Genomic DNA, 15,076 nt, shown 5'->3' with positions numbered 1-15,076 from the left:
TGGTGCTAATCTATAGATAATCCATCTTAAATATCGAATTCAAAAGGGATTTAACTTTTGGATTACCTAGGAGATAAATTATGAGCTATAAACATATTCTTGTTGCTGTCGATTTAACAGAAGAGAGTAAGTCACTGGTCACTAAAGCGGTTGGTTTAGCCAAGGCTCTTGATGCGAAAGTCTCTTTTATTCACATTGATGTTAGCTATGCAGAATTATATACCGGATTAATTGATATTAATCTGGCTGAAACACAACACCAAGCAATGGAAGCATCGCACGAAGCCATGAAGCATTTAGTGACCTTTGCAGATTATCCAATTCATAAAACATTGGTAAGTAGTGGGGATCTAAGCAGTGAGTTGTGCGAAGCAATTGAAAACTTAGATGTAAACCTTGTGGTTTGTGGTCATCACCAAGATTTCTGGAGTAAATTATTATCATCAACCAGACAAGTGATCAACACCTGTCCAATTGACGTTCTTGTTGTGCCATTTAAAGATTAAGACTTCATTCCAGCGTTAACATACACATCGAAACGATTCTTCTTCGTTTCAATCGCCATCGAAGGCTTTTGATTATCTAGCCATTCAGCATAATCAGGACGCTTCACAACAACACGTTTCGTGGCCATCAATAATGCCGGTGCTAACAATGCATCGGCATCATTATCTGCACCAACCAACGATTGGAACACTCGCATTTCTTTCTTAACGAGCGCACTTTTCTTTTTATTTTCAGGGTGTGGGTACATAGGATCAAGGTACACAACATCGGGCTGTACAAAATCATCTTGTGCCATTAATTGCTCTAACGCATCATGACTTGATGCATGCAACAGAGACATTCGTTGCGATACCCAGCCACCAATATCGGCATCGTGTTTCGCTCGCGATAAGCCATCATCAAGCAAGGCGGCCACCACTGGATGACGCTCTACCATTTGCACTTTGCATCCTAAAGAAGCCAAAACAAACGCATCTCGCCCTAGCCCTGCCGTTCCATCCAGAACCAATGGGGTTGCGCCTTTATTCAATCCAACCGCTTTCGCTATAGACTGGCCTTTACCACCACCAAACTTACGGCGATGCGCTACGGCACCAGAGACCAAATCAACAAAGATTGCCCCTAGCTTCGGTTCATCTCGTTTACGTAATTCAAGCTGTTGTGTTGTCAGTACCAACGCAAAGACATTATCTTCATCGTGCGTTAATCCCCAACGAGTGGCAATGGCCTCGAGTTCAGATTGACGATTTAGGTCTTCACACAATAACGCTATTTGCACGGGGTACTCCAACACACTTAATAATAAGAACAGTAAGGGGACTATGGTAATAGATATTCTTCAGAACGACTAGATAAAGTACTCGCTGAAAACCCTCCCTTAAGGTAGCTTAGTAAGAATATTGATATATAAATAACCCTGCTTAAGGCTGCCTCATGAACAACACCAGTAAAATCGATGATCTTGACCGAGATATTCTGCAAGCCTTGATGAATGATGCTCGAACCCCTTATGCAGAGCTTGCTAAACGTTTTAATGTTAGTCCTGCAACTATCCATGTTCGTATTGAAAAAATGAAAGCCGCAAAAATCATTGAAGGCACAGAGGTTATCGTTAACCCTAAAACGCTGGGCTACGATGTCTGCTGCTTTATCGGCATTAATTTATACGCGGCCCGTGACTACCACTCTGCCATCGCGAAACTCGACGCATTAGAAGAAGTCGTGGAAGCTTATTACACCACCGGTGCTTACAATATTTTTGTGAAACTGATGTGCAAAAGCATTCAAGAACTACAGCATGTATTGATTGATAAGCTACAAGCGATTGAGGAAGTTCAATCAACGGAAACGCTGATTTCGTTACAGAATCCAATCAGTAGGAATGTGAAGCCGTAAAGACTATACGCTGTGCTAACTAGAACGCTTCGCTCTAGAAGCTATAGAATCAAAAGTACTAACGATTTAATAGATACAATTCACGCCAATCATACTGACTCTTATAGTCCCTAGTTAGTAAGCGTGCGGGGAACTACACCTTGTCTTTTACATTCCAAGGTAAAAGTGAATCGATATCTGGCGATCCAACACATAAACGATCTAGACAATACCTAATATAATCGTAAGGGATTAATCCGTTTGCCTTTGCTGTTTCTACAATGCTGTAAAGCATTGCACTTGAATCTGCACCAGCCGTTGAACCCGAAAATAACCAGTTTTTCCGGCCGATAACAAACGGTTTAACCGCTCGCTCTGCTCGATTGTTATCAATAGATAACAATCCATCATCAATATAACGAACTAATTTATCCCATTGATTTAATGTATAGCTAATCGCCTCACCTAATTTTGTTTTAGGTGATACTCGACTAACTGCGCTATCAAGCCAATCACGGAGCTCTTTAAGTAAATCGCGGGCTTCTGTCTGCCTAGCAACATACTTGGCTTCAGGGGAAGCCTCTTTTAATAACGATTCGATCCGGTATAGCTTTTGGATTTTACTCAATACCCAATCTGCACTCCCTGTTTTCCCTTTTACTTGAACACGTTGAGCCTCAATAAATCGTCGACGTGCGTGTGCCCAACAGCCAACTAAAATCGCTTCAGTTTGTTCATAACCTTGGTAACCATCGGTATGTAAATACCCGTTATAACCTTTTAAAAAGTTAACTGGATGGTAGCCATGCCTGCTAGATTGATAATCATAAAGTACAATTCCAGGCAAAACACCAGAGCCTGGAGAATCATAGCCAGAGCAGTAGACCCACATATAACATTTTGCTTTTTCAACATCCAACACATTTACCGTTGTTTCATCACAATGCAGAGTGGGTTGTTCAAGCAAAATACGATGTAACTCGTTATTAAGAGGGGTAAATAGTACCGAGCATTTTATTAACCAATCCGCCATCGTTCGCCGTCCAATAATGATACCCCATTGCTGAAATAACGTTTCTTGACGATAAAGTGGAAGACTGTATTGAAATTTAGCCGTAATAATTTGAGCAAGTAAACTTGCGGTCGCAATCCCTTTAGGGATTGGTGACGCTGGCATTGGGGCTTGTTTAATGTCTACTGAAGTATTGTTTTTTTCACAATTTCGGCAAGCATATTTAGGACGAACATGTTGAATAACTTCCACTTTAGCTGGTACAAATTCCAACTTTTCACTGATGTCTTTACCCATCGCATGCATCTCTAGACCGCAACACTTACAAGTTTTATCTTTTATGTCGTGGATAATAACAGTACGCGGTAAGTCTTCAGGTAAGCGTTGGCGTTTTGGCTTTTGACGAGTGTAGGTAATCGTTTGTGTGTCATCATTTTCAATGATGATTTCTTCTTCTGTTTCATTGAATAAATCAAATTGAGTCGAGTCAGATTCACTGCTTTTACCAAAGCGCTGATGTTGAGCCAGCCGAAATTGCTCTAGAAGACGGTTATATTTATTTTCAAGCTGAAGCACAAGTGCTTTCAGCTCGTCAATGGTATCAGGAAGTGGTTTTATTTTATCAGTCATGTAGATGACTATATAACGATAATACAGGTAATCAATCGGTTGCCTCCTATTCTTGACTGAGAATCAACTATTTAAAGGGTTGTTTGATAATGTACCGGTTGATGTCCTAAGATATCAAAACCTTGTAATAGCAGTGTCAGTTGCTGCTCTGATAATGCTAACGTATCGTTATTTATATTTCGTGGCCATTTGAAGCGGTCTTCATCTAATCGCTTGTACCATAAAGCGAATCCTGTTTTATCCCAATACAATATTTTGAGTTTATCACGAGGCTTATTGCAAAATATAAATAGAGCATCACTAAACGGTGATAGTTGCATTTCTTGCTCAACAATCACGACAAGGCCATTAATGGCCTTGCGAAAATCGACAAAATCACGATGAAGATAAATGGTGGAAACATCAGTAAATACATTCATGATTGATACCCTTTTAATAAGAGTCCTATCCAGTGAGGTTCAGTATTAGCTGGCAATGTTAATCGCAATTTTCCGATAGAAAGTTGAATATCTGGTAATTGTGGAGTGGCGATGATAGTTGATGTTAACGCTTCTACTTTCAAGAAAGTAGAAGCGTTAATCTTTTGTTTCCATCGTGCTTTACGTGCACTAAATGTCTTTGGCAGAATATTATGGTTACGACAAAATTCAGCGGCACTAAGCTTGCTAGATTGCTGAGATTCAAATAGAGCGTGCCATTGCTCTGGTGTTCTCTTTTTATCTTTTTGCATAATTACGTTCTCGTTAAATGAAAGATCGTAAGATACGCATAATGAATTTTATTTGTTAGGTGTAGTTCCCCGCACGCTTACCTTGCTGGGGGAGTGTCACTGAAATGTCGGACACCCGATTTATCTTCCCATGTGTAAACGGTATTTGCGGTAGAAGGTAGGGAGAATAGGCTAAGAAATAAAAGTACGATGTAGGTATGAGGCATGGTTCCACCATTGATGATGGTTATTATTTGATTTCAATAAGCTACTTCAAAAGTGAAATCTCGTTTAGTTTATGCATAACAATACAATTCGTTAAATGGCGAGTGTTGTAGTGTGTGTAAGGAGTGTTGCGTGTAAATGAGGTTTTGCCAATATAAAAAAGGCTCGCTTGTGAAGCGAGCCTAAAAACATCAGATTGATTTCAATTTGTTACGTCAGAATTAAACTGAGTAATACATTTCAAATTCAAGAGGGTGAACAGCAGTGTTGATAGCGGCAACGTCTTGAGATTTTAGAGTGATGTAAGAATCAATGAAATCACTAGAGAATACGCCACCCGCCGTTAAGAATTCACGATCAGAATCCAGAGCTTGTAGTGCGATATCTAGAGATTCAGCTACTTTTGGAATTTCAGCTGCTTCTTCCGCAGGAAGGTCATACAGATCTTTATCCATTGCTTCACCTGGGTGGATCTTGTTCTTAATTCCGTCAAGACCAGCCATTAGCATTGCTGAGTAGCTTAAGTATGGGTTTGCTGCAGGGTCACCAAAACGAACTTCGATACGACGTGCTTTCGGGCTTGGTACCACTGGGATACGGATAGACGCTGAACGGTTACGAGCAGAATATGCAAGCATTACCGGAGCTTCAAAACCAGGGACAAGACGCTTGTATGAGTTAGTTGTTGGGTTAGCAAATGCGTTGATAGCACGAGCGTGTTTAATGATACCGCCAATAAAGAAGATAGCCATTTCTGATAGGCCGCCGTACTTATCGCCAGCAAATAAGTTTTGTCCATCTTTGTTCAATGACATATGTACGTGCATGCCCGAACCGTTGTCACCAACCAGTGGTTTTGGCATGAAAGTCGCTGTTTTACCGTAAGCGTGAGCTACGTTATGAACAACATACTTATAGATTTGAGTTTCATCTGCCTTGTTTGTTAGCGTATTGAAGCGAGTTGCGATCTCATTTTGACCCGCCGTTGCTACTTCGTGGTGATGTGCTTCAACAACAAGACCCATTTCTTCCATGATTAAACACATAGCAGAACGGATATCTTGAGATGAATCAACAGGAGCGACTGGGAAGTAACCCCCTTTAACGCCAGGACGGTGGCCTTTGTTGCCGCCTTCGTATTCAGTACCTGAGTTCCACGCGGCTTCGATATCATCAATCTTAAAGAAAGAACCTGACATATCAGTGCTAAAGCGAACGTCATCAAATAGGAAGAATTCTGGTTCTGGACCGACTAAAACTGTGTCAGCAAGACCTGTCGAGCGTAAGTAGTCTTCAGAGCGTTTTGCAATTGAGCGAGGGTCACGATCGTAACCTTGCATTGTTGTTGGTTCAAGGATATCACAACGAATATTTAAGGTTGCATCAGCAGTGAATGGGTCAAGTACCGCACTTGCTGCATCTGGCATCATAACCATGTCAGATTCGTTAATGCCTTTCCAGCCAGCAACTGAAGAACCATCAAACATTTTGCCGTCTTCGAAGAAGTCTGCATCAACTTGATGAGAAGGAATTGAGATATGTTGCTCTTTACCTTTTGTATCGGTAAAGCGTAAATCAATAAATTTTACTTCGTTTTCTTGAATTAGAGCGAATACGTTTTCTACTGACATGTAGGATAACCTCCGGTGTTATAATATAAATATTGGCCAGTTAGGCTGTTATTAACTATATAGCCAAAACTGTGCCAAAAGTAATAATCCTTTAATATTAGTGGTTTAGGTTTTTTTATCTTCATTTCAACTTGGGAGTTGCACCAAGTTGATCTTTGTTTGCACCCATTTGGTGCAAGTCGAGCGTCGGAAAATAAAAAATTAAATCATCACTAATTTACTTCTATCTGCTATTCAGCCGTGAAATGCCATATTTGTCAATATAATCCCTTGTTAAAATAATTGGAAAAAGCAAATTAATCGTTTAAGTTATTGATAATGTTTTGTTTTTGTTTTTTGTTGAAAAAAATAAAGTAAGAATATAAATTGATGGGGTTTCTTGCTTTTTGGTTGTTTTTTCATCACTTTTGTGGGCTTGATTAAATTAATTGAAAAAAAATTGTGTCTTCAATCACATATTTCGTGGGTTTTGCTCTAAAATCTGTTAAATTATTGACCGTTTTTAAACCAAAGTAGCGCCAATGGTGGCTCTACACGTTCTGAGTGAATTTGAATCCATGTCTACTCCACAGCTTGATAAACTAAGAAATATCGCAATTATTGCGCACGTCGACCACGGTAAAACAACTTTGGTTGATAAATTGCTCCAGCAATCAGGTACGCTTGAATCTCGTGGTGAAGCTGAAGAGCGCGTCATGGACTCGAACGATATCGAAAAAGAACGTGGTATCACGATCCTTGCTAAGAACACAGCGATTACTTGGAACGGTTACAACATCAACATCGTAGATACTCCAGGACACGCCGATTTCGGTGGTGAAGTTGAGCGTATTATGTCTATGGTTGATTCGGTTCTACTTATTGTAGATGCTGTTGACGGTCCAATGCCTCAAACGCGTTTCGTAACGCAAAAAGCATTTGCTCACGGTCTAAAACCAATCGTTGTAATCAACAAGGTTGACCGTCCAGGCGCTCGTCCTGAGTGGGTTATGGATCAAGTATTTGATTTATTCGATAACCTAGGCGCAACTGATGAGCAACTAGACTTTAAAGTTGTTTATGCTTCTGCACTAAATGGTTGGGCTAACGCTGAATCAGAAGAAGAAACTGAAAACATGGAATCTTTATTCCAAGCGATCGTTGACGGTGTTGATGCACCTGTTGCAGACCGTGACGGTGACTTCCAAATGCAAATTTCTCAACTTGATCACAACGCATACGTTGGTGTTATCGGTGTTGGTCGTATTACACGTGGTAGCGTTAAAGTTAACCAAGCGGTTACTGTTATCGGTGCTGACGGCAAAGAACGTAAAGGCAAAATTGGTCAAGTATTAGGTTACTTAGGTCTTGAGCGTCATGATGTTGAACTTGCAGAAGCGGGTAACATTGTTGCAATCAGTGGTTTAGGCGAGCTTAAAATTTCTGATACAGTTTGTGCGCAAAACAATGTTGAAGCATTGCCGCCACTAACAGTTGATGAACCAACGGTAACAATGACTTTCCAAGTAAACAACTCACCATTCTGTGGTAAAGAAGGTAAATTCGTTACTTCACGTAACATCCTTGAGCGTTTACAAAAAGAGCTAGTACACAACGTTGCACTTAAAGTTGAAGAAACGGGTGATCCGGATAAATTTAAAGTATCTGGTCGTGGTGAACTTCATCTAGGTATCTTAATCGAAAACATGCGTCGTGAAGGTTTCGAGCTAGCAGTATCTCGTCCTGAAGTTATCGAACGTATGGTAGATGGTCAACTAATGGAACCGTTTGAAACGGTAACAATCGATGTAGTTGAAGAGAACCAAGGCGCGGTAATGGAAAGTATCGGTACTCGTAAGGGTGAACTAACTGATATGGCTCCAGATGGTAAAGGCCGTGTACGTATGGACTTTATGATGCCTTCTCGTGGTCTTATCGGTTTCCAAACTGAATTCATGACAATGACTTCTGGTTCTGGTCTTATCTACCACTCGTTCGATCATTACGGCCCTCACAAAGGCGGCACAATTGGTCAACGTAAAAATGGTGTACTAATTTGTAACCAAGCTGGTAAAGCCGTTACTTACTCACTATTCTTCCTACAAGATCGTGGTCGTTTATTCTTAGGTCACGCTACAGAAGTATACGAAGGTCAAATCATCGGTATTCATAACCGTGCAAACGACCTTACCGTTAACTGTATCCGTGGTAAGCAACTGACTAACGTTCGTTCTTCTGGTACTGATGAAGCACAAACGCTTTCTCCTTTCATCGATTTGACTCTTGAGCAAGCTCTTGAATTCATCGACGTTGATGAGCTAGTAGAAGTAACACCACTAAGCATTCGTATCCGTAAGAAACTACTTACAGAGAACGATCGTAAACGTGCTGGTCGTACACCTAAGTAATTATTAATTTTTGATTTAGCGTTATCGTTAAATTGTAAATTGAATAAATATCAAATCCCTTTGTAGGCAACTACGAAGGGATTTTTTTTATCTGTTATGATAAATAAAGGCAATTTTAAAGAGTCAGATATTATGGAAGAGAAGTTTAAATATTCGCTAAGGATTAGCTGGTCATATTTTTTATTTTTAAAGCAACGCATTATTCATGACCGATTAACGGTCAGTGCGGGTTATATGGCCTATATTACGTTGTTATCATTGGTTCCTTTAGTCACTGTCTTACTTTCTGTGTTATCTCAGTTTCCTATTTTTTCAGGAGCTGGAGAGACAGTACAAGAGTTTGTTATTCAGAACTTTGTACCAGCCGCCAGTGATGCGGTTGAAGGAAGTCTGAAAGAATTTATTTCAAATACGGGCAAGATGACTGCCGTCGGGTCTGGGTTCTTATTTGTTGCCTCTGTGATGTTGATATCGGCAATTGACCGTAGCTTGAATTACATTTGGCGAGTGAAGAAAAAGCGTCGTCCAATGTATTCATTTTCATTGTATTGGATGATTTTAACCTTAGGTCCATTATTGGTTTGGGCTAGCTTAGCGGCGACATCGTATGTGACGTCATTAAACATTATGGATGATGAAATCGTCTCCAGTTTTTATCGAACGCTGCTGGGGTGGTTACCTATTATTTTGTCATTCTCAGCATTTTTAGGCTTGTATTTACTGGTTCCAAATAAAAAAATACGAGTAAGACACGCGCTTGTTGGTGCGATGTCAGCAGGGTGCTTGTTTGAAGTCAGCAAGGTGGGTTTTGCACAATACATTACGCAATTTCCATCTTATGAAGTTATTTATGGCGCTTTAGCGGCGGTACCGATTCTATTTGTATGGATTTATCTGTGTTGGATCATTGTGTTAATTGGTGCAGAAATCACTGCAAGTCTGGGTGAATCCGATCAGTGGTTGATAGATAAAATAAATACGCATGTATTTGATGCTGAGAATACGGTATTAACAGAATCAAAAGGATTAACAGAAAGTGATAGCACTGATCCAAAGAGTAAGTGAAGCCTCAGTACGTGTTGATGGCGAGATCACAGGTGAAATTAATCAAGGTTTATTAATATTACTTGGTGTTGAAAGAGAAGACGATGAAGCGAAAGCGAAGCGTTTAGTGGAAAGAGTTCTGACTTATCGTATCTTTGAAGACGATGAAGGGAAAATGAACTTAAATGTGCAACAAGTGAATGGTAGCGTATTGGTTGTTTCTCAGTTTACTTTACCTGCAGATACGAAAAAGGGAACGCGTCCAGGGTTTTCTAAAGGTGCGAACCCTATCGACGCTGAGCGCTTATATGATCACTTCTCTGATTTATGTGACGAAAAATTAACCACGCAAAGAGGCCGTTTTGCGGCTGATATGAAAGTATCGTTAGTGAATGATGGGCCTGTGACATTTTGGTTGCAGGTGTAGAGCAGGGGCGAGAATTAAAGACGCTTCGCTCGAGGGCAAGGAAAAGCCAAAGAGTAGAATTCAGAGGTGTTTACTTTTAGCTCCTTCCCCTTACTAAGGGGGAGGCTGGGAGGGGGTCAAGAACTAACAGCGTATAATCAAGGTAGATTGGTATTCAATTCTACCTGTATCGCAATAACCCCTCCCTAACCCTCCCCTTATTAAGGGGAGGGAACTGTATCTCTCTCGCTGAAATCACAACTATCCCCTTGAGCTCTAGCTCTTTCTCGAGGACGAAGTCCGTACTGGACCCTAGAAGCGTAGCGCCCTCGTCTCTAATCACAATAAAAGGATTTATATGTTTCGATTGATTACCCCAACCACAGAGGCCGAACTAAAAGCCTACTATCATTTTCGTTGGCAAGTACTGCGTGAACCTTGGCGTCAGCCTGAAGGCTCTGAGCGTGATGCGTATGACGACATGAGTCAGCATCGGATGATTGTTGATGGCAGAGGGAAGCCCGTGGCAGTCGGACGTTTATACCTTACTCCTGATAATGATGGCCAAATCCGCTATATGGCGGTTTCTCCACATTATCGCGGTAAAGGCATTGGTGCATTGATAATGGTCGCCCTAGAGTCTTACGCGCGCCAAGAAGGGGCTAAACGTCTTGTATGTAACGCCCGTGAAGAAGCCATTCCGTTTTATGTGCGTAATGGCTTTGCAAATCAAGGGGAACTGAGTGATGAACGTGGGCCTATTCGTCATCAACAAATGTTAAAACCGCTTGATCCATTGTCAGACGTTATTCGTAGGCCTGATTGGTGTGCTGAATTGCAAGATCGTTGGGATAAAGAAATTCCGATTAGCGATAAAATGGGCATTAAAATTACACAATATACTGGTTATCGCTTTGAAGTTAGCGCAGTACTAAATGCAAACCTTAATCCTCATAATACGATGTTTGCAGGCAGTATTTTTACCATGGGCACGTTAACCGCGTGGGGAATTGTGTGGTTGTTGCTTAAAGAACGAGGTTTGGATACCACCAGTATTATGCTCGTTGATAGTCATATTCGTTATCGTCAACCAATCACAGAAAACCCAAAGGGCATTACGTCACTCAATTGCTTGCAAGGGGATTTTGATCGTTTGAAATCAGGTAAACGAGCGCGTGTAAAAGTAACGGTTGCTTTGTGTAATGGTGATAAGTCTGCAGCCGAGTTTTCAGGGACGTTTATGTTGATGAGGGAGTAAGAGCAGGGCGCTTCGCTTCTTAAGGAGGGACTTCGTCCTTAAGGATTCAGGAAGAGAAAAAAGCAGAGGTGTTTGCTTTTAAGCTCCTCCCCCTTAGTAAGGGGGAGGCTGGGAGGGGGTCAAGAACTAACAGCGTGTAATCAAGGTAGATTGGTATTCAATTCTACCTGTATCGCAATAACCCCTCCCTAACCCTCCCCTTATTAAGGGGAGGGAACAGTACTGTGATCGCTGCGGTTACATCGACAAAGAATGGTTCTCCCCCTTTATATCTGCTGTTATGAGATCGATATAGTGAATACAAGGGGGGAGTTAGAGGGGGTTGGTTATGTTGTTTTTATTATGCAGATAAACGAAACTTCTTCATTTATAACCTCTCCTAACCTCCCCTTATTATTGACAATTACTACCAAGTAACATTGATGAAAAAGGGGGAGGAACAGTATTGTGAATGCTGTAATCACAACAATCCCCGTGAACCCTAAGTTTTTACTTTTACTTCGCCTGCATCGCTGCCCACCACGCCTCATCTGCAACAATCTGTCCCGTTCCATCTAATTGAGGGTAAGGCAGTTTCTTACGTTTTGCGACACGAGCAAGTACGGGGTGGCCACGTTCAAACGTAAGCGTGCGGGGAACTACACCTAACAAATAAAATTCATTATGCGTATCTTACGATCTTTCATTTAACGAGAACGTAATTATGCAAAAAGATAAAAAGAGAACACCAGAGCAATGGCACGCTCTATTTGAATCTCAGCAATCTAGCAAGCTTAGTGCCGCTGAATTTTGTCGTAACCATAATATTCTGCCAAAGACATTTAGTGCACGTAAAGCACGATGGAAACAAAAGATTAACGCTTCTACTTTCTTGAAAGTAGAAGCGTTAACATCAACTATCATCGCCACTCCACAATTACCAGATATTCAACTTTCTATCGGAAAATTGCGATTAACATTGCCAGCTAATACTGAACCTCACTGGATAGGACTCTTATTAAAAGGGTATCAATCATGAATGTATTTACTGATGTTTCCACCATTTATCTTCATCGTGATTTTGTCGATTTTCGCAAGGCCATTAATGGCCTTGTCGTGATTGTTGAGCAAGAAATGCAACTATCACCGTTTAGTGATGCTCTATTTATATTTTGCAATAAGCCTCGTGATAAACTCAAAATATTGTATTGGGATAAAACAGGATTCGCTTTATGGTACAAGCGATTAGATGAAGACCGCTTCAAATGGCCACGAAATATAAATAACGATACGTTAGCATTATCAGAGCAGCAACTGACACTGCTATTACAAGGTTTTGATATCTTAGGACATCAACCGGTACATTATCAAACAACCCTTTAAATAGTTGATTCTCAGTCAAGAATAGGAGGCAACCGATTGATTACCTGTATTATCGTTATATAGTCATCTACATGACTGATAAAATAAAACCACTTCCTGATACCATTGACGAGCTGAAAGCACTTGTGCTTCAGCTTGAAAATAAATATAACCGTCTTCTAGAGCAATTTCGGCTGGCTCAACATCAGCGCTTTGGTAAAAGCAGTGAATCTGACTCGACTCAATTTGATTTATTCAATGAAACAGAAGAAGAAATCATCATTGAAAATGATGACACACAAACGATTACCTACACTCGTCAAAAGCCAAAACGCCAACGCTTACCTGAAGACTTACCGCGTACTGTTATTATATCCACGACATAAAAGATAAAACTTGTAAGTGTTGCGGTCTAGAGATGCATGCGATGGGTAAAGACATCAGTGAAAAGTTGGAATTTGTACCAGCTAAAGTGGAAGTTATTCAACATGTTCGTCCTAAATATGCTTGCCGAAATTGTGAAAAAAACAATACTTCAGTAGACATTAAACAAGCCCCAATGCCAGCGTCACCAATCCCTAAAGGGATTGCGACCGCAAGTTTACTTGCTCAAATTATTACGGCTAAATTTCAATACAGTCTTCCACTTTATCGTCAAGAAACGTTATTTCAGCAATGGGGTATCATTATTGGACGGCGAACGATGGCGGATTGGTTAATAAAATGCTCGGTACTATTTACCCCTCTTAATAACGAGTTACATCGTATTTTGCTTGAACAACCCACTCTGCATTGTGATGAAACAACGGTAAATGTGTTGGATGTTGAAAAAGCAAAATGTTATATGTGGGTCTACTGCTCTGGCTATGATTCTCCAGGCTCTGGTGTTTTGCCTGGAATTGTACTTTATGATTATCAATCTAGCAGGCATGGCAACCATCCAGTTAACTTTTTAAAAGGTTATAACGGGTATTTACATACCGATGGTTACCAAGGTTATGAACAAACTGAAGCGATTTTAGTTGGCTGTTGGGCACACGCACGTCGACGATTTATTGAGGCTCAACGTGTTCAAGTAAAAGGGAAAACAGGGAGTGCAGATTGGGTATTGAGTAAAATCCAAAAGCTATACCGGATCGAATCGTTATTAAAAGAGGCTTCCCCTGAAGCCAAGTATGTTGCTAGGCAGACAGAAGCCCGCGATTTACTTAAAGAGCTCCGTGATTGGCTTGATAGCGCAGTTAGTCGAGTATCACCTAAAACAAAATTAGGTGAGGCGATTAGCTATACATTAAATCAATGGGATAAATTAGTTCGTTATATTGATGATGGATTGTTATCTATTGATAACAATCGAGCAGAGCGAGCGGTTAAACCGTTTGTTATCGGCCGGAAAAACTGGTTATTTTCGGGTTCAACGGCTGGTGCAGATTCAAGTGCAATGCTTTACAGCATTGTAGAAACAGCAAAGGCAAACGGATTAATCCCTTACGATTATATTAGGTATTGTCTAGATCGTTTATGTGTTGGATCGCCAGATATCGATTCACTTTTACCTTGGAATGTAAAAGACAAGGTGTAGTTCCCCGCACGCTTACTCTTAATATACTGTTTTTAAATGGTTAATCAGTAGTTGGCCTATGATAGGCCAACTACTTAAAATGCTATTTTAACAATAAATTTTCTAAGTAATGAGCAACGGCTTCGTCAGCGCAAGAACCAATGACTTCATTATTTGGTAAGGCTTTTTTTACTTTTTCATGCGATGTTCCCATCACAATTCCTTTGCCTGCCATGCTCAACATTTCGTAGTCATTCATGCCATCACCAAAGGCGATGCAGTTTTCGAGTGTTTTACCTAATAATTTAGCAACGGCATCGAGTGCTGCACCTTTAGATACTTCTGATGCCATCACTTCTAAGCACCAAGGTGTCGAGAATGCGACCATCAATTGATCACCAAATTTTTCTTTTAATTGGTTTTCATACTGAACTAAATATTCGTGTTCAGGCATGGTGACAAATATTTTAGCAATATTTTCAAGTGGTGGCTTTTCTACATCAAATAAGGTGTAAGTGAAGCCATTGTCATGAAATTCTTTTAATTCTTCGTCTTCTTTATTTAAAAACCATTGGTCATCTGAGTAGATATGTATAGACAACAGGTCATCATTTTTTAAAAGATCGATCACTTGAGGAATTAATGTTTGAGGAACATTTTTACTGTAAATCAGTTGGTCATTTTCATCATGCACACGAGCACCGTTTGAGGTGATCATATAAGCCGGAATACCCACTTCATTACGTAGATTACCAACATCAATGTGATGGCGGCCAGTCGCAAAAATAAAAGTGAGTTCTTGTTGATGAAGTTTATTGAGTGTTTTTTTCGTGAAGTCAGCAAGTTTGTGTTCTGGAGTAAGCAGTGTGCCGTCAAGATCAGACGCAACGATAGTAATCATAAAGCCTCATGGTGAAAATTGGAGTTCAAAGTTAACTGAGGCCAGTTTACGTCACTTTGTAATGAAAAAAGAGGGTAAAGATAGCAATTA

The 15,076-nt window shown here is 40.4% G+C and carries 15 protein-coding genes and 2 pseudogenes; 9 read left to right on the top strand and 8 right to left on the bottom strand.

Annotation, left to right across the window (positions count from 1 at the left end; all coding sequences use genetic code 11):
- Window positions 1-80: 80 nt before the first annotated feature.
- Entirely contained in the window at window positions 81-506 is a 426-nt protein-coding gene (locus tag VSAL_RS15480) for a universal stress protein (RefSeq protein ID WP_012551357.1), read from the top strand.
- Here the strand turns inward: VSAL_RS15480 and VSAL_RS15475 are convergent.
- Window positions 503-1,285 (bottom strand): class I SAM-dependent methyltransferase, encoded by a 783-nt coding sequence (locus VSAL_RS15475; RefSeq protein ID WP_012551356.1) that lies wholly within the window; start codon window positions 1,283-1,285, stop codon window positions 503-505. The two genes, VSAL_RS15480 and VSAL_RS15475, sit on opposite strands and share 4 nt — an antisense overlap.
- Window positions 1,286-1,440: 155 nt before the next feature.
- On the opposite strand from VSAL_RS15475, the gene asnC reads away from it, so the two are divergent.
- Window positions 1,441-1,902 (top strand): transcriptional regulator AsnC, encoded by a 462-nt coding sequence (gene asnC, locus VSAL_RS15470; RefSeq protein WP_012551355.1) that lies wholly within the window; start codon window positions 1,441-1,443, stop codon window positions 1,900-1,902.
- Window positions 1,903-2,035: 133 nt separating this feature from the next.
- Here the strand turns inward: asnC and VSAL_RS15465 are convergent, their stop codons facing one another.
- The 5 genes from VSAL_RS15465 to glnA form a co-directional block, all read right to left on the bottom strand.
- The gene (locus VSAL_RS15465; protein ID WP_012549008.1) at window positions 2,036-3,523 is read right to left on the bottom strand and encodes an IS66-like element ISVsa2 family transposase; all 1,488 of its coding nucleotides are present in this window, start codon (window positions 3,521-3,523) and stop codon (window positions 2,036-2,038) included.
- Between the two features lie 71 nt (window positions 3,524-3,594).
- Window positions 3,595-3,942: an IS66 family insertion sequence element accessory protein TnpB gene (gene tnpB, locus VSAL_RS15460; RefSeq protein WP_012548924.1), complete on the bottom strand. Its 348-nt coding sequence runs from the start codon at window positions 3,940-3,942 to the stop codon at window positions 3,595-3,597.
- Window positions 3,939-4,253 (bottom strand): IS66 family insertion sequence element accessory protein TnpA, encoded by a 315-nt coding sequence (gene tnpA, locus VSAL_RS15455; protein ID WP_012548925.1) that lies wholly within the window; start codon window positions 4,251-4,253, stop codon window positions 3,939-3,941. The genes tnpB (VSAL_RS15460) and tnpA (VSAL_RS15455) overlap by 4 nt, the downstream gene beginning before the upstream one ends.
- Window positions 4,254-4,330: 77 nt before the next feature.
- Window positions 4,331-4,459 carry a DUF4124 domain-containing protein gene (locus tag VSAL_RS22890; RefSeq protein ID WP_083799298.1) on the bottom strand — a complete coding sequence of 43 codons (129 nt, stop codon included), beginning with the start codon at window positions 4,457-4,459 and terminating at the stop codon, window positions 4,331-4,333.
- 219 nt (window positions 4,460-4,678) lie between these two features.
- Window positions 4,679-6,088: a glutamate--ammonia ligase gene (glnA, locus tag VSAL_RS15450; protein WP_012551354.1), complete on the bottom strand. Its 1,410-nt coding sequence runs from the start codon at window positions 6,086-6,088 to the stop codon at window positions 4,679-4,681.
- A gap of 557 nt (window positions 6,089-6,645) precedes the next feature.
- Between glnA and typA the strand changes: the two genes are divergently transcribed.
- The 4 genes from typA (at window position 6,646) to VSAL_RS15430 (ending at window position 11,183) form a co-directional block, all read left to right on the top strand.
- Window positions 6,646-8,475 (top strand): translational GTPase TypA, encoded by a 1,830-nt coding sequence (gene typA, locus VSAL_RS15445; protein ID WP_012551353.1) that lies wholly within the window; start codon window positions 6,646-6,648, stop codon window positions 8,473-8,475.
- A gap of 132 nt (window positions 8,476-8,607) precedes the next feature.
- Complete coding sequence (locus VSAL_RS15440; protein WP_012551352.1) at window positions 8,608-9,540, top strand: virulence factor BrkB family protein; 933 nt, start codon at window positions 8,608-8,610, stop codon at window positions 9,538-9,540.
- Window positions 9,512-9,946 (top strand): D-aminoacyl-tRNA deacylase, encoded by a 435-nt coding sequence (gene dtd / locus VSAL_RS15435; RefSeq protein ID WP_012551351.1) that lies wholly within the window; start codon window positions 9,512-9,514, stop codon window positions 9,944-9,946. The genes VSAL_RS15440 and dtd overlap by 29 nt, the downstream gene beginning before the upstream one ends.
- Window positions 9,947-10,283: 337 nt before the next feature.
- Window positions 10,284-11,183 carry a bifunctional GNAT family N-acetyltransferase/hotdog fold thioesterase gene (locus VSAL_RS15430; RefSeq protein WP_012551350.1) on the top strand — a complete coding sequence of 300 codons (900 nt, stop codon included), beginning with the start codon at window positions 10,284-10,286 and terminating at the stop codon, window positions 11,181-11,183.
- Between the two features lie 495 nt (window positions 11,184-11,678).
- Here VSAL_RS15430 and VSAL_RS22885 read toward each other — a convergent pair.
- Window positions 11,679-11,810 (bottom strand): annotated as a pseudogene (locus tag VSAL_RS22885) (tRNA (guanosine(18)-2'-O)-methyltransferase TrmH); the annotation flags it as partial.
- Window positions 11,811-11,886: 76 nt separating this feature from the next.
- On the opposite strand from VSAL_RS22885, the gene tnpA (VSAL_RS15425) reads away from it, so the two are divergent.
- The 3 genes and pseudogenes from tnpA (VSAL_RS15425) (at window position 11,887) to VSAL_RS15415 (ending at window position 14,106) form a co-directional block, all read left to right on the top strand.
- Window positions 11,887-12,201 carry an IS66 family insertion sequence element accessory protein TnpA gene (tnpA, locus tag VSAL_RS15425; protein WP_012548925.1) on the top strand — a complete coding sequence of 105 codons (315 nt, stop codon included), beginning with the start codon at window positions 11,887-11,889 and terminating at the stop codon, window positions 12,199-12,201.
- Window positions 12,198-12,545, top strand: a complete 348-nt coding sequence (tnpB, locus tag VSAL_RS15420) for an IS66 family insertion sequence element accessory protein TnpB (protein WP_012548924.1) — start codon at window positions 12,198-12,200, stop codon at window positions 12,543-12,545. Before tnpA (VSAL_RS15425) ends, tnpB (VSAL_RS15420) begins: the two co-directional genes overlap by 4 nt.
- Before the next feature lie 71 nt (window positions 12,546-12,616).
- Window positions 12,617-14,106, top strand: a pseudogene (locus VSAL_RS15415) (IS66-like element ISVsa2 family transposase).
- An 82-nt stretch (window positions 14,107-14,188) separates the two neighbouring features.
- On the opposite strand, the gene VSAL_RS15410 reads toward VSAL_RS15415, so the two are convergent.
- Window positions 14,189-14,986, bottom strand: a complete 798-nt coding sequence (locus VSAL_RS15410; RefSeq protein WP_012551349.1) for a Cof-type HAD-IIB family hydrolase — start codon at window positions 14,984-14,986, stop codon at window positions 14,189-14,191.
- Window positions 14,987-15,076: the final 90 nt, after the last annotated feature.

This window comes from Aliivibrio salmonicida LFI1238 (assembly GCF_000196495.1).
GTDB classification, from domain to species: domain Bacteria; phylum Pseudomonadota; class Gammaproteobacteria; order Enterobacterales; family Vibrionaceae; genus Aliivibrio; species Aliivibrio salmonicida.
This window is presented reverse-complemented; position numbering and strand designations above follow the sequence as displayed.